15 protein-coding genes and 1 riboswitch are annotated in these 15,559 nt (G+C 34.0%); all 15 genes read left to right on the top strand.

Translation table 11 applies throughout. The features are described from left to right. A complete protein-coding gene (locus FYJ71_RS05570) occupies positions 1 to 1,116 on the top strand; it encodes a D-2-hydroxyacid dehydrogenase (protein WP_235899077.1) in 1,116 nt (371 codons plus the stop codon). 147 nt (positions 1,117 to 1,263) lie between these two features. After that, positions 1,264 to 2,371, top strand: a protein-coding gene (gene prfB, locus FYJ71_RS05565) for a peptide chain release factor 2 (protein ID WP_328597746.1) whose coding sequence is annotated in 2 segments (ribosomal slippage) — positions 1,264 to 1,338 and positions 1,340 to 2,371 — 1,107 coding nt in all. Because the reading frame shifts where the segments join, the coding sequence is not laid out codon by codon here. Between the two features lie 347 nt (positions 2,372 to 2,718). Beyond that, positions 2,719 to 3,444, top strand: coding sequence for a ferric reductase-like transmembrane domain-containing protein (locus FYJ71_RS05560; RefSeq protein ID WP_154537823.1), 726 nt, complete (start codon positions 2,719 to 2,721; stop codon positions 3,442 to 3,444). Between the two features lie 33 nt (positions 3,445 to 3,477). Beyond that, a complete protein-coding gene (locus tag FYJ71_RS05555) occupies positions 3,478 to 4,044 on the top strand; it encodes an FMN-binding protein (protein ID WP_154537822.1) in 567 nt (188 codons plus the stop codon). Positions 4,045 to 4,057: 13 nt separating this feature from the next. Continuing rightward, complete coding sequence (locus tag FYJ71_RS05550) at positions 4,058 to 6,049, top strand: FMN-binding protein (protein ID WP_154537821.1); 1,992 nt, start codon at positions 4,058 to 4,060, stop codon at positions 6,047 to 6,049. Positions 6,050 to 6,419: 370 nt separating this feature from the next. After that, entirely contained in the window at positions 6,420 to 7,124 is a 705-nt protein-coding gene (locus tag FYJ71_RS05545) for a ferric reductase-like transmembrane domain-containing protein (RefSeq protein ID WP_154537820.1), read from the top strand. Between the two features lie 4 nt (positions 7,125 to 7,128). Then, complete coding sequence (locus tag FYJ71_RS05540; protein ID WP_154537819.1) at positions 7,129 to 7,593, top strand: FMN-binding protein; 465 nt, start codon at positions 7,129 to 7,131, stop codon at positions 7,591 to 7,593. Between the two features lie 94 nt (positions 7,594 to 7,687). Next, positions 7,688 to 9,853 carry a Tex family protein gene (locus FYJ71_RS05535; RefSeq protein WP_154537818.1) on the top strand — a complete coding sequence of 722 codons (2,166 nt, stop codon included), beginning with the start codon at positions 7,688 to 7,690 and terminating at the stop codon, positions 9,851 to 9,853. A 12-nt stretch (positions 9,854 to 9,865) separates the two neighbouring features. Beyond that, positions 9,866 to 10,681 carry an EFR1 family ferrodoxin gene (locus FYJ71_RS05530; protein ID WP_154537817.1) on the top strand — a complete coding sequence of 272 codons (816 nt, stop codon included), beginning with the start codon at positions 9,866 to 9,868 and terminating at the stop codon, positions 10,679 to 10,681. 89 nt (positions 10,682 to 10,770) lie between these two features. Then, positions 10,771 to 10,883, top strand: a riboswitch (FMN riboswitch). A 92-nt stretch (positions 10,884 to 10,975) separates the two neighbouring features. Beyond that, positions 10,976 to 11,596, top strand: coding sequence for an ECF transporter S component (locus tag FYJ71_RS05525; protein WP_154537816.1), 621 nt, complete (start codon positions 10,976 to 10,978; stop codon positions 11,594 to 11,596). A gap of 227 nt (positions 11,597 to 11,823) precedes the next feature. After that, the gene (locus tag FYJ71_RS05520; RefSeq protein ID WP_154537815.1) at positions 11,824 to 12,741 is read left to right on the top strand and encodes a bifunctional enoyl-CoA hydratase/phosphate acetyltransferase; all 918 of its coding nucleotides are present in this window, start codon (positions 11,824 to 11,826) and stop codon (positions 12,739 to 12,741) included. A 172-nt stretch (positions 12,742 to 12,913) separates the two neighbouring features. Then, positions 12,914 to 13,369: a tRNA (adenosine(37)-N6)-threonylcarbamoyltransferase complex ATPase subunit type 1 TsaE gene (gene tsaE, locus FYJ71_RS05515; protein WP_154537814.1), complete on the top strand. Its 456-nt coding sequence runs from the start codon at positions 12,914 to 12,916 to the stop codon at positions 13,367 to 13,369. Beyond that, complete coding sequence (gene tsaB, locus FYJ71_RS05510) at positions 13,369 to 14,088, top strand: tRNA (adenosine(37)-N6)-threonylcarbamoyltransferase complex dimerization subunit type 1 TsaB (RefSeq protein WP_154537813.1); 720 nt, start codon at positions 13,369 to 13,371, stop codon at positions 14,086 to 14,088. The genes tsaE and tsaB overlap by 1 nt, the downstream gene beginning before the upstream one ends. Next, a complete protein-coding gene (rimI, locus tag FYJ71_RS05505) occupies positions 14,048 to 14,527 on the top strand; it encodes a ribosomal protein S18-alanine N-acetyltransferase (protein WP_331468035.1) in 480 nt (159 codons plus the stop codon). The genes tsaB and rimI overlap by 41 nt, the downstream gene beginning before the upstream one ends. Before the next feature lie 2 nt (positions 14,528 to 14,529). After that, positions 14,530 to 15,549, top strand: coding sequence for a tRNA (adenosine(37)-N6)-threonylcarbamoyltransferase complex transferase subunit TsaD (gene tsaD / locus FYJ71_RS05500; RefSeq protein ID WP_154537812.1), 1,020 nt, complete (start codon positions 14,530 to 14,532; stop codon positions 15,547 to 15,549). Positions 15,550 to 15,559: the final 10 nt, after the last annotated feature.

The raw sequence follows: 15,559 nt of genomic DNA, 5'->3' as shown, positions 1-15,559 counted from the left end.
TTGGATTTAATTCAAATTGGCATTGCAGCCATTATGGAAATAATGGCTGATGTCGGTTTGGAAAAATTTGTTGTTAATTTATTAATTGTTCTTGTATTTTTAAAAAGGGGGATAAAGATGAGAATTTTAGCATATCATGTTCAACCATATGAAGAAAAAGCTTTTGTAAACTGGGCCAAAAACAATGGTATAGAAGTTGTTTTGGAAAAAGGGTTGCTATCAGTAGATTCAGTCGATAAGGCGAAGGGATTTGATGGTGTAACAACTCAGCAGGTTATACCAGTTAAGGATGAAGAAATATTTAAAAAGCTAAAAGAATACGGAGTTTCTCAAATTTCTTCCAGAACTGCGGGAGTTGATATGTTTGACGGATTGTTGGCAAAGAATTATGGTGTTGCCATAACAAACGTACCGAGATATTCTCCAAATGCAATTGCTGAATTGGCTGTTTCTCATGCAATGCAGCTACTTAGAAATGTTAAACACATTAATTCAGCTATGAGAAATGGGGATTTTACATGGAATAAGGATCTTATTTCGAGAGAAATTAGAAATTGTACTGTAGGTATTGTCGGTACTGGTAAAATTGGTCTTACTGCTGCAAAACTGTTCAAGGGATTGGGAGCCAAGGTAATTGGATATGATAAGTTTATAAATGAAGAGGCAAAAGAAGTATTGGAGTATAAGGATACTTTGGATGACCTGTTAAAGGAATCGGATGTAGTTTCATTGCACTTACCTCTATTTGATGATACGTATCATCTAATCAATAAAGAAAACATAAAGCTTATGAAGGATGATGCGATTTTAGTAAATACTGGAAGAGGGGCTCTTGTCAACATAGATGATGTAATAGAGGCTCTTGAAAGTGGCAAGCTTTTTGGTGCAGGAATAGACGTTTTGGAATGTGAAACAATGTACGTTAATCAAAAAGTTGATGACGAAAAAATAAAAGGAACTGTAGTTGAAAAGCTGATGAGTATGGATAATGTTGTACTTACAGGGCATTTCGCTTTCTTTACTGAAACAGCAGTAGACAACCTAGTTTCCACTTCACTTGATAACATTAAAAATAGTGTCGAAACTGGTAAATTACAGAATTGTACAAATATGTAAATTTCAAATTATACCCTTTTGGAGGACTGTCAGAACGACAGTTCTCCTATTTTTTTCTCGATATTCAATAATATCAAATTTTGTAAAAAAATATGGTTTTATGGTATAATTAGTATCATTGATAAAAAAAAGAAAGTAGGTGTTTAAGTGCTTAATATTCAAGATTACAAAAATGAATTTGAGACTATAGGTGACAAGGTGAGAGAGCTGGGTGTTTCTCTTTGACCTGGATAGTTTAAGAGCCAGGCAATCAGATATAAATGCATTAATGGAGGATCAGAGTTTTTGGGAAGATAGTGAAAGGTCAAACAAATATCTTCAAGAAAATAAAGCTATTTCAAACCAGATAGAAGATTATGAGGTACTGTTTTCAATGTACGAGGAGATAGGAATATATATTGAACTGAGTATGGAGGCAGAATCGGAAGAACAGGATGATATTGAACGAAATTTGAAGGAACAAATCGAATCCACTCAAAAAAAACTAGATGAGATGACAATGAAGCTTCTATTTAAAGGTGAATATGATGACAATAATGCTATTTTGTCAATTAATTCAGGTACAGGAGGATTGGACGCTCAGGATTGGTCACAAATGATACTTAGAATGTATATCAGATGGGCTGAAGGAAGAGGTTTCACAGTAAAGCTATTGGATTTGATTTCTGACACTGAAGCTGGAATTAAAACTGCAACCCTATTAATCAAGGGGACTCACTCCTATGGTTATCTAAAAAGTGAGAAAGGTGTTCACAGATTGGTTAGGATATCGCCGTTTGATTCGTCTGGAAAAAGACACACATCTTTTGCATCAGTCGATGTAACACCTGAAATAGATGATGATGTAGAAATTGAAATAAATTCATCGGATTTAAAAATTGATACTTATAGAGCTTCTGGCGCAGGTGGTCAACACGTCAATACAACAGATTCTGCCGTGAGAATTACCCATTTACCAACTGGAGTTGTAGTACAGTGTCAAAATGAAAGAAGTCAGCATACGAATAGAGATGTTGCTATGAAATTACTTAAAGCAAAATTAATACAGCTAAAGGAAGAGGAAAAGAAAGAGAAAATTGAGGACCTACAGGGAAAATATAACCAGATAACATGGGGAAGTCAGATTAGATCGTATGTTTTTCAGCCATATAAGCTTGTAAAAGACCACAGGACAAATTTCGACAATACAAATGTCGATTCTGTGATGGATGGAGATTTGGACGGATTTATGTTTGAATATCTAAAGAGTTTGTGATTTTTTCACTTGTGGCTGTAATATAGATTTCATAGATGATATTTGTGGATGATAAACTAGAAAATCGATAATTTAAATAACAGTAAATCAATAATTTAAATAACAGTAAATCAATTTTAATGAACGGTAAATTTAAAAATGATTTGCTGTTTTTTATTGTGTTAAAGTATTACCAAATACTTATGCGATAATAATATTTAAAGAAAACTAAAAAAAGTTAAATTAACACCTATTTTTTTTACAAAAAAATAAATATAATGAGGAAGTAATTGACATGGATAATAGAGTGTGGTATTCTAATTTAGTGAGAATGATAAACAATTGCAGACGATGCAAAGGGGGATTATATGTACATAATAGTTTGTTTAACAATAGTAACATTGCTCAGCTATTTCCTGAGCGATTATATCAAAAAATACAGCATTAATACATACATTGTTGTTTCAACTCTGTCTCTTATGGCAATTATTCATGCTATTTTAATTTTAAATGGAAATTCAATAGAATATGTGGTTGGTCTGAAACAATTGATGAGAGCGATTGACTCTGGTGCAATGGGTGGAGCCGTATTTATTCTAGTTATGTATATGGGTGTCTTTGATATGAAAAAGGCATACCAGAGAAAGCTGAGGGTAATAAGAGCCGAATTATCAATAATAGGTTGTATTATTACGTTTCCTCATAATGTTCACTATTTGTTTTCATTTATAATGAATAGTGGAAGTATAGTAAAGGCAAGGGATTTTACTGTCTGGACAAATTTAATGATGTTTGCGGCAGCCATAATTGCAATTATAATTATGATTCCTTTGTTTATTACATCTTTTAGGTATTTTAGAAAGAAAATATCTGCGAAAGCATGGAAAAATTTGCAAGAGTACGCATATATTTTCTATGCAATGATTTTTATTCAGGTAATGATGGTTTACCTTGGAAGGCCATCAAGTCTTGTTAGAAATCTAAATTTGCTATTTTATTTCTTGATTTTCACTTCATATACTGTTCTTAAAATAAAAATGGTGTGTGAAAAGAGAAGATTAAAAATTGAAAAGTTGGCGGCAAATAAGTATTAGGGCATATTAGGTCAGATAGAATTGGAGAATTTTATGAGGGAAATTTTTATTAAGAAAAAAAAGGAAATTATTACTGGAGGAGCTTGCTTACTGGTAGTTCTAGTAATAGTTGCGGGTTCGAAGGTTAAGGCAAATCCGACACCTATTTCATCAAGTGCCGAAAAATCTAACACTAACGAAATATCTAGAAAACTCAATGATTCTCGATCTGATGCAAGCAAAAATTCAGATTCATCTAAGTCAAATAGTAGTGGCTCTGAAGGTGACACAGCATCTAAAGATCAGTCTAAGAGTGATAATGGCTCATCATCAAATCAAAATGGAGATGGGGCAAGTTCTGGATCAAAGTTTAAGGATGGGTCATTTTCTGGTAGTGCACAAGGATTTAAGGGTGACGTAAAGGTTAATGTAGTTGTTTCAGGTGGAAAAATAACAACTATAGATATTGTTGAAAATTCAGATGACGAAGAGTATTTCAGTAAAGCAAAGGCTTTGATTGATGAAATTATCAATACACAATCGACAGACGTAAATGTCGTGAGTGGTGCTACTTATAGTTCAAATGGAATTATAAATGCTGTTGCTAATGCCTTGAAATAGTGGAGGTAGAAAAATGAAGGCTAAGATTGATAAACTGATTTGCTCAGGGATTATTTTGTCGATTTTTGTAGGAATTACAGGTTATAGTACAGGAATGATCTATGGCAAATCAATCGATGATGAAAATTTGAATAAGTTAAAGAGCCAATTTGAAGAGGAACTTTCAAAAAACAATAGTGATGGGGAAAACTCCAGCGATACAAGTGGTTCAAATGATAGTGGCGATAAAAAGGATAGTAGTGATAGTAAAGGCGGAAATAGTAGCTCTAGTTCTAAAAATAGCAACTCTAGTAAGACAACGAAAACTCCGTCATCAAGTAGAACTAGCCGTCCTTCAGTAAGAAATTCAAATTCGGGTTCTGCAAGTTCACCGGTGAATACATCTATACCTAACAAGCTTAAAGATGGTACATATTATGGTGAGGCAAATGGTTATGCTGGACCAGTAAAGGTTAAAGTAGTTGTAAGTGGAGGAAAAATAAGCGATATATCAGTTGAATCTCACACTGAAACTCCAGGATATTATGAAAAAGGAGCAGGAGTTATATCAAGTATTCTTTCAGCTCAGAATACGAATGTGGACTCTGTGAGTGGTGCAACTTTTACAAGCAATGCAATAAAATCTGCGGTTTCTAGTGCACTGAGAAATGCAGGTGCAAGCTCTGGTGGAACAAGTGGATCTTCAAATAATAGCTCGGATAGTGAAAATCTAAAGAAACAGGTTTCTGATCTTCAAAAAGATAAAGAGTCATTGAAGAAGCAGCTAAATGATGCACTTAGTAATTCCAATGGAATTCCTGGAAAGCTAAAAGATGGTACATATCATGGAGAATCAAACGGCTATGCTGGACCAGTAAAGGTTAAGGTAGTTGTAAGTGGAGGAAAGATAAGCGATATATCAGTTGAATCTCATACTGAAACTCCGGGATATTATGAAAAAGGAGCAGGAGTTATATCGAGTATTCTTTCGGCTCAAAGTACGAAGGTAGATTCTGTCAGTGGAGCAACTCTTACAAGTGGTGCAATAAAATCAGCGGTTTCTAGTGCCTTGAGAAGTGCTGGAGCAAGCTCTGGAGGCGAAGACAACAGTGAAGAAAATAATAGGCTAAAAAGACAGGTATCTGAGCTTCAAAGTGAGAAGGAATCTTTGAGAAAGCAATTGAACGATGCTCTAAGTAATTCCGGTGATATTTCCAACAAGTTAAATGATGGAACATATGAAGGTTCTGGAAGAGGCTTCAAGGGAGATATAAGTGTATCCGTGAAGGTATCAAATGGTAGAATTGAGAGTATAGATGTGACAAATCACAGTGATGATGAGCCATATATAACAGATGCGAAGGCTGTATTATCAAGAATAGTTTCAAATCAGAGCGTTAAGGTGGATTCTGTAACAGGTGCTACATTTAGCTCAAATGGAATAAAGACTGCAGTAAAGAATGCCTTGAAAAAGGCAGGCTCTTCTGGAGATAATTCCGAATTAATAGAAAAGATTGATGCGTTAACCTTGGAAAATGGAAACCTAAAATCTGAAAACAAAAAGTTTGAAAAGATGCTAGAAGAATACAAGGAAAAAATAAAACTGCTGGATCCGAACTTCGGAAAAACAGATGATAGAGAGCCTAATTCAGGAGAAAATACCGACACTACGAAATATGATGGAACATACAAAGGTGAAGCAGAGGCTGTTCAACCAAGTAACATGTCTTGGGGTAACGAAAGCAAGTATACGATAAAGCTAAGTATTACAGTGAAGGATGGTAAAATCACTAAAATAGATGACAGCGAAACCAAAGTAGAATCACCGTTAAATGCTGATTTTTTTAACAAATCTAAAGATGTATATAAACAGTATGTAGGTGAAAGTGTTCATGAGAAAATAAAGCTATTAAGTAAGTTTGACGGTAGTAAAATAAGTGGTGTCGATGTTGTATCTTATGCCACAGTTTCAAGCAATGCAATACATATGGCAATTAAAGATGCACTAAAAAATATTAAACATTAGTAAATTACTGAGATAACAAAAAATAACAAATACAATCATCATAAATCCATAGTTAAAACACAAAATATCATTAGGGTAATTTACTATGTTGATAAAAATGGATTGACCCATAAGGGCAGTATCCAAAAAATGGAGGCGTACATTCAAAAAAAATGAATGTGCAGCCTCCATTTTTATTATAGTTATAAATAAAGTTATAGCCATAAATAAAGCAATACAGATACAGACATATATCAAAAATACTTTTTTGAAAAAGTGTACCATATATTGCAATTTGATATTTAATACTATCTTTTTTTATTTTAAAGTTTTTTCAATGTATTTTAAGGTTCGATAATTATACTTGCATGAAAAGAAAGAGGTGATATTTATGATAATAGCTTCTACTATGATTGTAATAATATTAAGTTATATTTTTTCAAGACAGATTAAAGAGTATAGTGGATCTCTATATCTAATATTTGGATGTTTTTCATTTATAGTTATTTTGCATAGAATACTGATTTTCAATGGGTACTCAGTGGAATATACACCAATATTGGATACGATAGTAAAATCTATTGATTCTGGAGCTTTAGGTGGAGCAATATTTATTGTGGTTATGTATATGGGTGTTTTTAATATGAATAATAATTTTGAAAAAAGATTGAGAAGATTAAGAGGAGAGTTGTCTATTATTGGTACAATTTTTACTCTTCCTCATAATATACATTATTTATTTGAATACATTTTTAACAGCCAGGCTATATTAAATATGAAAACAAGCACAAAAATCATTTGCTTAATAATGTTTATGGCTGGCTTGATAGCAATAATTATAATGATTCCATTATTTATTACTTCATTTATTAAGGTAAAAAGAAGAATACCTGGAAAAACATGGAAGTATATACAGAACTTCGCATATATTTTTTATGCAGCGGTTTTCGTTCAGGTAGCAATGGTATATATTGGTAAACCTTCAAGTTTGGCAAGAAACTTGAGTATGCTGTTTTATATGGTAATATTTATTTCGTATACATATAAGAAATTTATTTTAAATAGTTCAAAAAAATTAATTAGACAAGGAGTATAGAATTATGAGTAGATCTATTAACAAAAAGAAAAATAAAAAAGTAGTAGAAAAAAAAACGATTGTAAGCATTGTTGGATCCTCACTTGCAATACTATTAATGGTAACAGGATGCTCTATAAGCAAGGGTTCAGAACAGAATACTTCAAATGTTACAACTGAAAGCTCTCAATCAGAGTCTCCAAATAATGAAAGTGGTAGTGGTTCTGGGTACAAAGATGGCACATATACAGGAAGTGCTAGTGGATTTAAAGGAGATGTGACTGTGAACGTAGTTGTTAGTGGTGGGAATATTTCGAATATAAAAATAGAAAGTACTAATGATGATAGGGAGTTCTTTCAAAGGGCTGAAAGTGTAATCGATGAAATACTAAATTCTCAAAGTACTGATGTGTCTGTTGTAAGTGGAGCAACTTATAGTTCAAACGGAATAATTGATGCCGTTAATAATGCATTAGAAAGTGCAAAATAAATCGAAGAATTTGATAGATTTTTTAAAATAGCCCTTAAAATATAGTATAATTATAAATGGGTTTCAATAATAAAAACTAGAAAGAGGGTACAAAATGGATATTAATAAAATTTTGGAAAAAGAATTGAATTTAAAGAAATTTCAAATTGAAAATGCTATTAAATTGATTGATGAAGGAAATACAATTCCTTTTATTGCTAGATATAGAAAAGAACAAACTGGAGAAATGAGTGACGTTCAGCTAAGGGATTTTTATGATAGATTGACTTATTTGAGGAATTTGGTAGAGAGAAAAGATGATATAAAAAGACTGATAGACGAACAAGGTAAGCTGACTGATGAGATTGTAACAGCAGTTAATAATGCAAAAACGTTACAGGAAGTTGAAGATATTTACGCACCATACAAGCAGAAAAAGAGGACAAGAGCTACAATTGCCAAAGAAAGAGGTTTGGAATCGTTGGCGATGATGATTTTATTATCGAGAAATGTTGATTTGTCTAAAGAGGCTGAAAACTACATTGATGAAGATAAGGGCGTTGACAGTACAGATATTGCGATTGATGGTGCAAAGGATATAATTGCAGAACAGATTAGCGACGATGCAGAAGTTAGAAAATACATTAGAGAAAATGCACTAAACCATGGATTAGTCGTATCAAAGTCAAAGGATGAGAATGACACAGTCTATAAGATGTATAGCGATTTTACTGAGGCTGTGAAAACAATACTACCGCATAGAACCTTGGCTATTAATCGAGGAGAAAAAGAGGGCATCTTGTCTGTAAAGATTGTCGTTGAAGATGAAAAGATGATTGAATACATAGCAAAAAAATATTCGGGAAAACAAAATGAGGGCAATGAAAATATATTGTTGGAAATAGCTCAGGATTCATACAAGAGACTGATATTTCCATCAATAGAAAGGGAAGTAAGAAACCACTTGACTGATATTGCGCAAGAAAGAGCGATAAAGGTATTTGGTCAAAATCTTAATGGTTTGCTTTTACAACCACCTATCAAGGAAAAGGTAGTGATGGGGTTTGATCCGGCATATAGAACTGGATGTAAGATTGCTATAGTAGATAAAAATGGGAAGCTATTAGATTTTACTACGGTATATCCGACTGAACCGCAGAATAAAATTGATGAATCAAAAAAAATTCTGAAAAAATTGATAGAAAAACACAAGGTGGATATAATATCTATCGGTAATGGAACAGCCTCAAGGGAGTCTGAGAAGTTTGTTGCCGAAATGATTTCTGAAATAGATAGAAATGTGAGCTATGTTATTGTGAATGAAGCCGGAGCATCTGTTTACTCAGCATCGAAGCTGGCAAATGAAGAACATCCCGATATTAATGTTTCAATAAGAGGTGCCATTTCTATAGCGAGAAGACTACAGGATCCAATGGCAGAGTTGGTAAAAATTGAACCAAAGAGCATTGGAGTTGGACAATATCAACACGATGTCAACGAAAAAAGACTGACAGAGGTTCTCGATGGAGTAGTTGAGGATTCGGTAAATAAAATAGGTGTGGATATTAATACTGCATCATTTTCATTATTGGAGCATATTGCTGGTATTTCTTCAGGTGTTGCAAAAAACATCGTGGCATATAGAGATGAAAATGGAGATTTTGGTGGAATAGACGAACTGAAAAAAGTGAAAAGGTTGGGACCAGCTGCATTTAAGCAGTCCGCTGGATTTATTAGAATACCAAATGCTAGCAATCCATTAGACAACACAGGTGTTCATCCGGAAAGCTACGAGGCTTGTGAAAAGATAATAGACCTGTTGAACTATACAATGGATGATGTAAGAGATGGAAAGCTTGATGATATAGATAGCAGAGTGAAAAAATACGGCTTTGTAAAGCTTTGTGAGGATTCAGATGTCGGAAATGCCACTATGAAAGATATCATAGAGGAAATAAAAAAACCAGGTAGAGATATTCGTGATAGCGGAATAAAGCCTATACTGAGAACGGATGTAATGAAATTAGAAGATTTGGAGATAGATATGGAATTATCCGGAACAGTGAGAAATGTGGTGGATTTTGGGGCATTTGTCGATATCGGAATAAAGAATGATGGACTGGTTCACATATCGGAAATATCAAAAAAGAGGATAAATAAGGTTTCTGATGTGTTGACAGTTGGAGATATTGTCAATGTAAGAGTAATAAAAATAGATTTGGAACGTGGCAAAGTTGGTTTATCTATGAAAAATGTGAAGCAACCTAAAGCTGACGTGTAAATTGGTGATGATATGAAGGTATATTCGGTTTATTTTAGTGCAACAGGTACAACTAAAAAAGTTGTCAGTAGAATGGGTAATAGAATTTCTGAGGGTTTGGGAAAAGATATAGTGTATAAGGAGATAGACATTACAAATCCAAGATCAAGGAAAAATAAGTTGATTTTTGATAGCGAAGATATTGTGGTATTTGGTGTTCCGACCTATGCTGGCAGGGTTCCAAACCTGCTTTTGCCGTTTTTAAAAACAATTAAAGGCAATGGTGCGCTTTGCATTCCAGTTGTTCTATTTGGAAATAGGAACTACGATGATTCTCTTATTGAACTATCCGAAATAATGAGGACGAATTTTTTTAGAATAACTGCTGCAGGAGCTTTTGTAGGAGAACATTCGTTTTCGATTGAGCTTGGTAAAGGAAGACCGGATAATGAGGATTTCAAGTCTATTGATAAGTTCGCTATGATGGTTTGTCAGAAGATACTGTCTGGAAGCGTACCACTGAATGGATCTATAAAGGGAGCAATTCCGTATAGAGATTACTTTTCTCCGAGAGATAGATTTGGAAATAAGATAAATTTTGTAAAAATAAAACCGAAAACAACACTAGAGCTTTGCGATGACTGCAAGATTTGCTATGAGGCTTGTCCATTAGGATCAATAGAGTATGACGATGTTTCGGTCGTTTCGGGAAAATGTATGAAATGTTGTGCATGTGTAAAAAAATGTCCAAAAGGATCGAAATTTTTTGATGACGAAGGATATTTATTCCATAAAGACGAACTGGAATATATGTACCATGAGAGAAAAGAGATAGAAGTATTTTTATAGACGAAAATAAAATTATTTTTTGTCAAATATATCGATATTTTTATTGACACTTTTTTGAAACGAGACTATAATAAAGATATAAATTAATAAAAAATCTTCGGGGGTGGGTGAGATTCCCTACCGGCGGTTATAGCCCGCGAGCGCAAGCTGATTTGGTGAAATTCCAAAGCCGACAGTAAAGTCTGGATGAGAGAAGAAATTTAGCGATTCTAATTATCGTGTTGAATTGTAATCCAAATCCTGAAGAAGTTTCTTCAGGATTTTTTTATCCCTCGAACCAATGGAGGTAAAAATATGAGTAAAACAGGTGTACTAAAAAATCAAAACAGTGGAGTATCAACAAATAAGCTGGTAAAGGTATCATTGCTTTCAGCGATATCGTTTATACTGATGTTTGTTGAGATGCCAATACCAGGGCTTTTTCCTGAATTTTTAAAGATTGATATTTCGGATATACCAGCATTAATAGCTGGGCTTTCGATGGGACCTTTGGCAGGTGTGGCTGTTGAAGTAATAAAAAACTTTCTACATGGTATTGTGGCGACAACAACTGGTGGAGTTGGTGAAATAGCAAACATCATAGTAGGTAGTTCTTTTGTTATCGGCGCTTCTTTGATATACAATAGAAAAAGGAATATAAAAACTTTGATCTTGAGTCTAGTAGGAGCTACTTTGCTAATGGTTGTTGTAGGTTCTGTAGTTAATTACTTTTTCTTATTGCCTTTCTATGGTCAGCTGATGGGTATCGATGCTATAATTGGGATAGGAAAGGCAGTAAATCCAAGAGTAAATAATTTGTTAGATTTCGTCCTATGGTTTATCGGACCGTTTAATTTGGTTAAAGGGATTATGTTATCAATATTAATTCTTCCTCTGTACAAAAAAATGGAGGTTTTGATTAGACCGGCAAACTAATATTTACGAAAAATAAATTGCTAGCGTATTATTGGGTTACAAATAAAAAAAACATCACTATATACTAATGTTTAATATATAAAAAGCTAAACCCACCTTGAAATTCAAAGTGGGTTTATTTGTTGTTATAGAGAAAACATTTGCATAAATGAGAGAATATGATAAAATTAGTATTAGTGTAAGGAAAAAAATAAAGCATAAATAATTTAATAAGAGGAGAGAAAATTATGATTAATCAGGATTATTTTGTAAATCTTGCAAAAGAAAAATCAGGAGGAGAAATCCAGACAGTTGCTGTTGCAGCACCTTATGATGAGGCAACACTAGAAGCACTTAGAAATGCCGTAGATCTAGGTTTTGTGAAGGTGCAGCTAGTAGGAGAAGAAAAAGTAATACTTGATGCAGCTAAAAACGCAAATTTAAATATTTCAGATATGGAAATAGTTGACGCACAGGACCTTGCTGATTCAGCTCAGAAGGCAGTGGATCAGGTTAGACTTGGAAAGGCAAGCCTAATAATGAAAGGGCTAATTGACACTTCACTTATATTAAAGGCAGTTGTTAAAAAAGAAAATGAGCTAAGAACTGGAAAAACTTTGAGCTATGTAGGTATATTATTTAATGAAGATAAGGATAAATATTTCTTGACTTCTGACGGAGCGATGCTAATAGCTCCAGATTTGGAACAGAAGAAAGGTATAATTGAGAATGCAGTTGAAGTAGCACACGCTCTTGGAAATGAAGAACCAAAGGTTGCAATGATTTGTGCCAAGGAAAAATATTATGAAAAGATGCCTGCGACTGTAGATGCCACTGAATTACAAAAGATGAATCAAAATGGCGAAATAAAGGGTTGCATTGTCAGTGGACCATTGCAGATGGACAATGCTGTTGATGCTCATGCAGTTGAGGTAAAAGGTATTGATGATCCTGTAGCAGGAAAGGCAGATATACTTATAGTGCCAGCAATAGAGGCAGGCAATGTATTGTTAAAGACTGCGAAGTACCTTGGTGGATGGACATTTGGTGGAGTAGTAGTTGGAGCAAAGGTTCCAATCGTAGTTTGCTCAAGATCTGATGGAGAATCTGCAAAGCTTGTATCAATAGCTGTTGCTTGTATGATGGCTGCAAAAAATAAAAAATAGTTTCTAAATAATGCTCGCACATTCCATTGTTCAAAATGGGTGTTGCGAGTTTTTTTATGCGAATAAGAGTATTTTTTCAATTTTTGACTCATGAATATGTATATTGTTCTGAAATAGTGATATAATATAATTCGTGGTTATTTTTTAAACTAGTTTTGCGGTGAGGTGTAGTATGAAAAAAATTTTTCTTGAAAATGAAGAAAGTACGAAAAAAATTGGTGAGATAATTGGAGAAAAATTGTTTAATGGTGCTATTTTGTGCCTAAATGGTGATTTGGGTGCGGGTAAAACTACGCTTACAAAGAGTATTGCAAAAGCTCTTAGAATAGATGAAGATATAACGAGTCCAACGTTTACTATAGTGAATGAATATACAGAGGGCAGCATACCTTTATATCATTTCGATGTTTATAGAATTGTAGAAGCTGATGAAATGTACGATATCGGCTTTGATGAATATATAAATTCTGATGGGATTTGTATTATTGAATGGTCAAGCATTATTCGAGATATACTTCCGAAAGAAAGATTGGAGATAAATTTAAACTATAGTGGAATGGGTAGAGAAATGGAGATAATATCTTACGGAGATAAATATAAAAAAATAGTTGAGGAGATGAATATTTGATGAATATATTGAGTTTTGACACATCGACAAGGTCGGCGAGTGTGGCTTTGATGATGGATGGCGTTTTGGTCGGCGAAATATTGATAAATGACAAGAGAACTCATTCACAGAAGCTAATGCCTATGCTTGAATCACTTATGAGTTTGGCGGATATAAGTATTGATGATATAGACCTTTTGGCTGTTTGTGTTGGACCTGGGTCTTTTACGGGGATAAGAATTGCAGTTGCAACAGTAAAGGCGATTTCTCATGCAAAAAATCTTCCTATTGTAGCAATTAATTCTATGGAAAATATTGCATTTAATGTAATGGATTCATCAAAAAAGATAATATCAATTTTGGATGCACAAGCCGGAAATGTTTATTGTGGCATTTACAGGTCTGTTGAAGATAACAGTTACTCTGTAGTAGAGGATGTAGATGTGATTGGCTTGGAACAGCTTGCCAATAGACTCGAATACTCATCTGAAAACTATATTATCGTTGGTGAAGCATTAGATAAATATAGGGAAAAACTCGATTTTGATAATGTGGAGTTTGCATCTCCAGATAAGAATGTTTCAAAAGCCTCAGCTCTTTGCTCAATAGCTAAAATAAAGTATGATAAAGGATTGGATGTATTTGACTGCTATACGATTTTGCCAAAATATTTGAGGAAATCTCAGGCAGAAATGCAGTATGATGAAAGACAGAGGAAGGCTAAAGAAAATGATGTATAGAGATATTAAATCAGGCGATATTGACGAGGTATATAAGGTTGAACTATCTGCATTTTCAGAGCCATGGACACTCTCGTCGTTGAGAGAAGAATTGAACAATAAACTTTCAAGATATATAATTGCAGAGGATGAAAATGGCAATATAATAGGCTACATGGGAGCTTGGTTCATTATTGATGAAGCTCATATTACAAAAGTAGCTGTTCACAAGGATTACAGGGGGCTGGGAATAGGAGACGGGCTTCTTAGAAGCTTTGTTGAAAAATGTATGAATGAAAAAATATGCTCAATGACACTGGAGGTTAGAGCAAGCAATATTGTCGCTCAAAATTTATACAAAAAATATGGATTTGTTTTGGGTGGAATAAGAAAAGAGTATTATAACGATAATAAAGAAGATGCGTTGATAATGTGGAAGCAGCTAAGGGAGGTGTTTTAAAAATGAAAGATGTGATAACATTGGCAATAGAAAGCAGTTGTGACGAAACTGCGTGTGCCATTTTGAAAAATGGAAGAGAAGTTTTGACAAATATCATATCAACTCAGATTGAAACTCATAAAAAATTTGGTGGAGTTGTCCCAGAAGTGGCTTCCAGAAAGCATATTGAAAATATTGATGTTGTTGTACAGCAAGCATTAGAAGAGGCGAATCTTGGATTTGGAGATATTACACATATTGCGGTAACATATGGACCTGGACTTGTTGGGGCATTGCTTGTAGGATTGTCATATGCAAAGGCGTTGGCATTTTCGCTTGGAATTCCATTTGTGGGAGTGAATCATATAGAGGGACATTTAAGTGCAAATTATATTGTCGATAATGATTTAAAACCTCCTTTTATTACACTGATAGTTTCTGGTGGACATACTCATTTGGTAGAAGTGAAGGATTATGGTGTATATGAAATTTTGGGTAAGACTAAAGATGATGCTTCGGGTGAGGCGTTTGATAAAATTGCAAGAGCTATGAATTTGGGGTATCCAGGAGGTCCGATAGTAGATAGATTGGCGAAGAATGGTAACCCACATTCAGTTGAGTTTCCAAGAGCTTGCATCAATGAGGATGGATATGATTTTAGTTTTAGTGGATTGAAATCATCAGTTCTAAATCATCTAAATTCGTGTAAAATGAAGGGGATTGAAATAGTACCAGAGGATATATGTGCTTCTTTTCAAGCTGCAGTAGTTGATGTACTGGTCAATAAAACAATAAAGGCATGCAAAGATAAAAACTACAATATTGTGACACTTTCTGGTGGTGTGGCGGCAAATTCAGCATTGAGAGAGAAAATGAAGCAAACTTGTGATGAGAATGGATTAAAGCTGTGCTATCCACCGCTTGTTCTATGTACCGACAATGCGGCTATGATTGGTTGCGCAGGGTACTATAGATATATTAATGGAAGAAGAGATGGAATGGAGTTAAATGCTGTTCCTAATTTAAAGATAGATAAAGGCTAATGGAATGGAG

Origin of the sequence: Peptostreptococcus porci, assembly GCF_009695815.1 — a bacterium.
Lineage (GTDB): Bacteria > Bacillota > Clostridia > Peptostreptococcales > Peptostreptococcaceae > Peptostreptococcus > Peptostreptococcus porci.
Note: the sequence above shows the minus strand (reverse complement) of the source record. Positions and strands in the feature narration are given on the sequence as shown.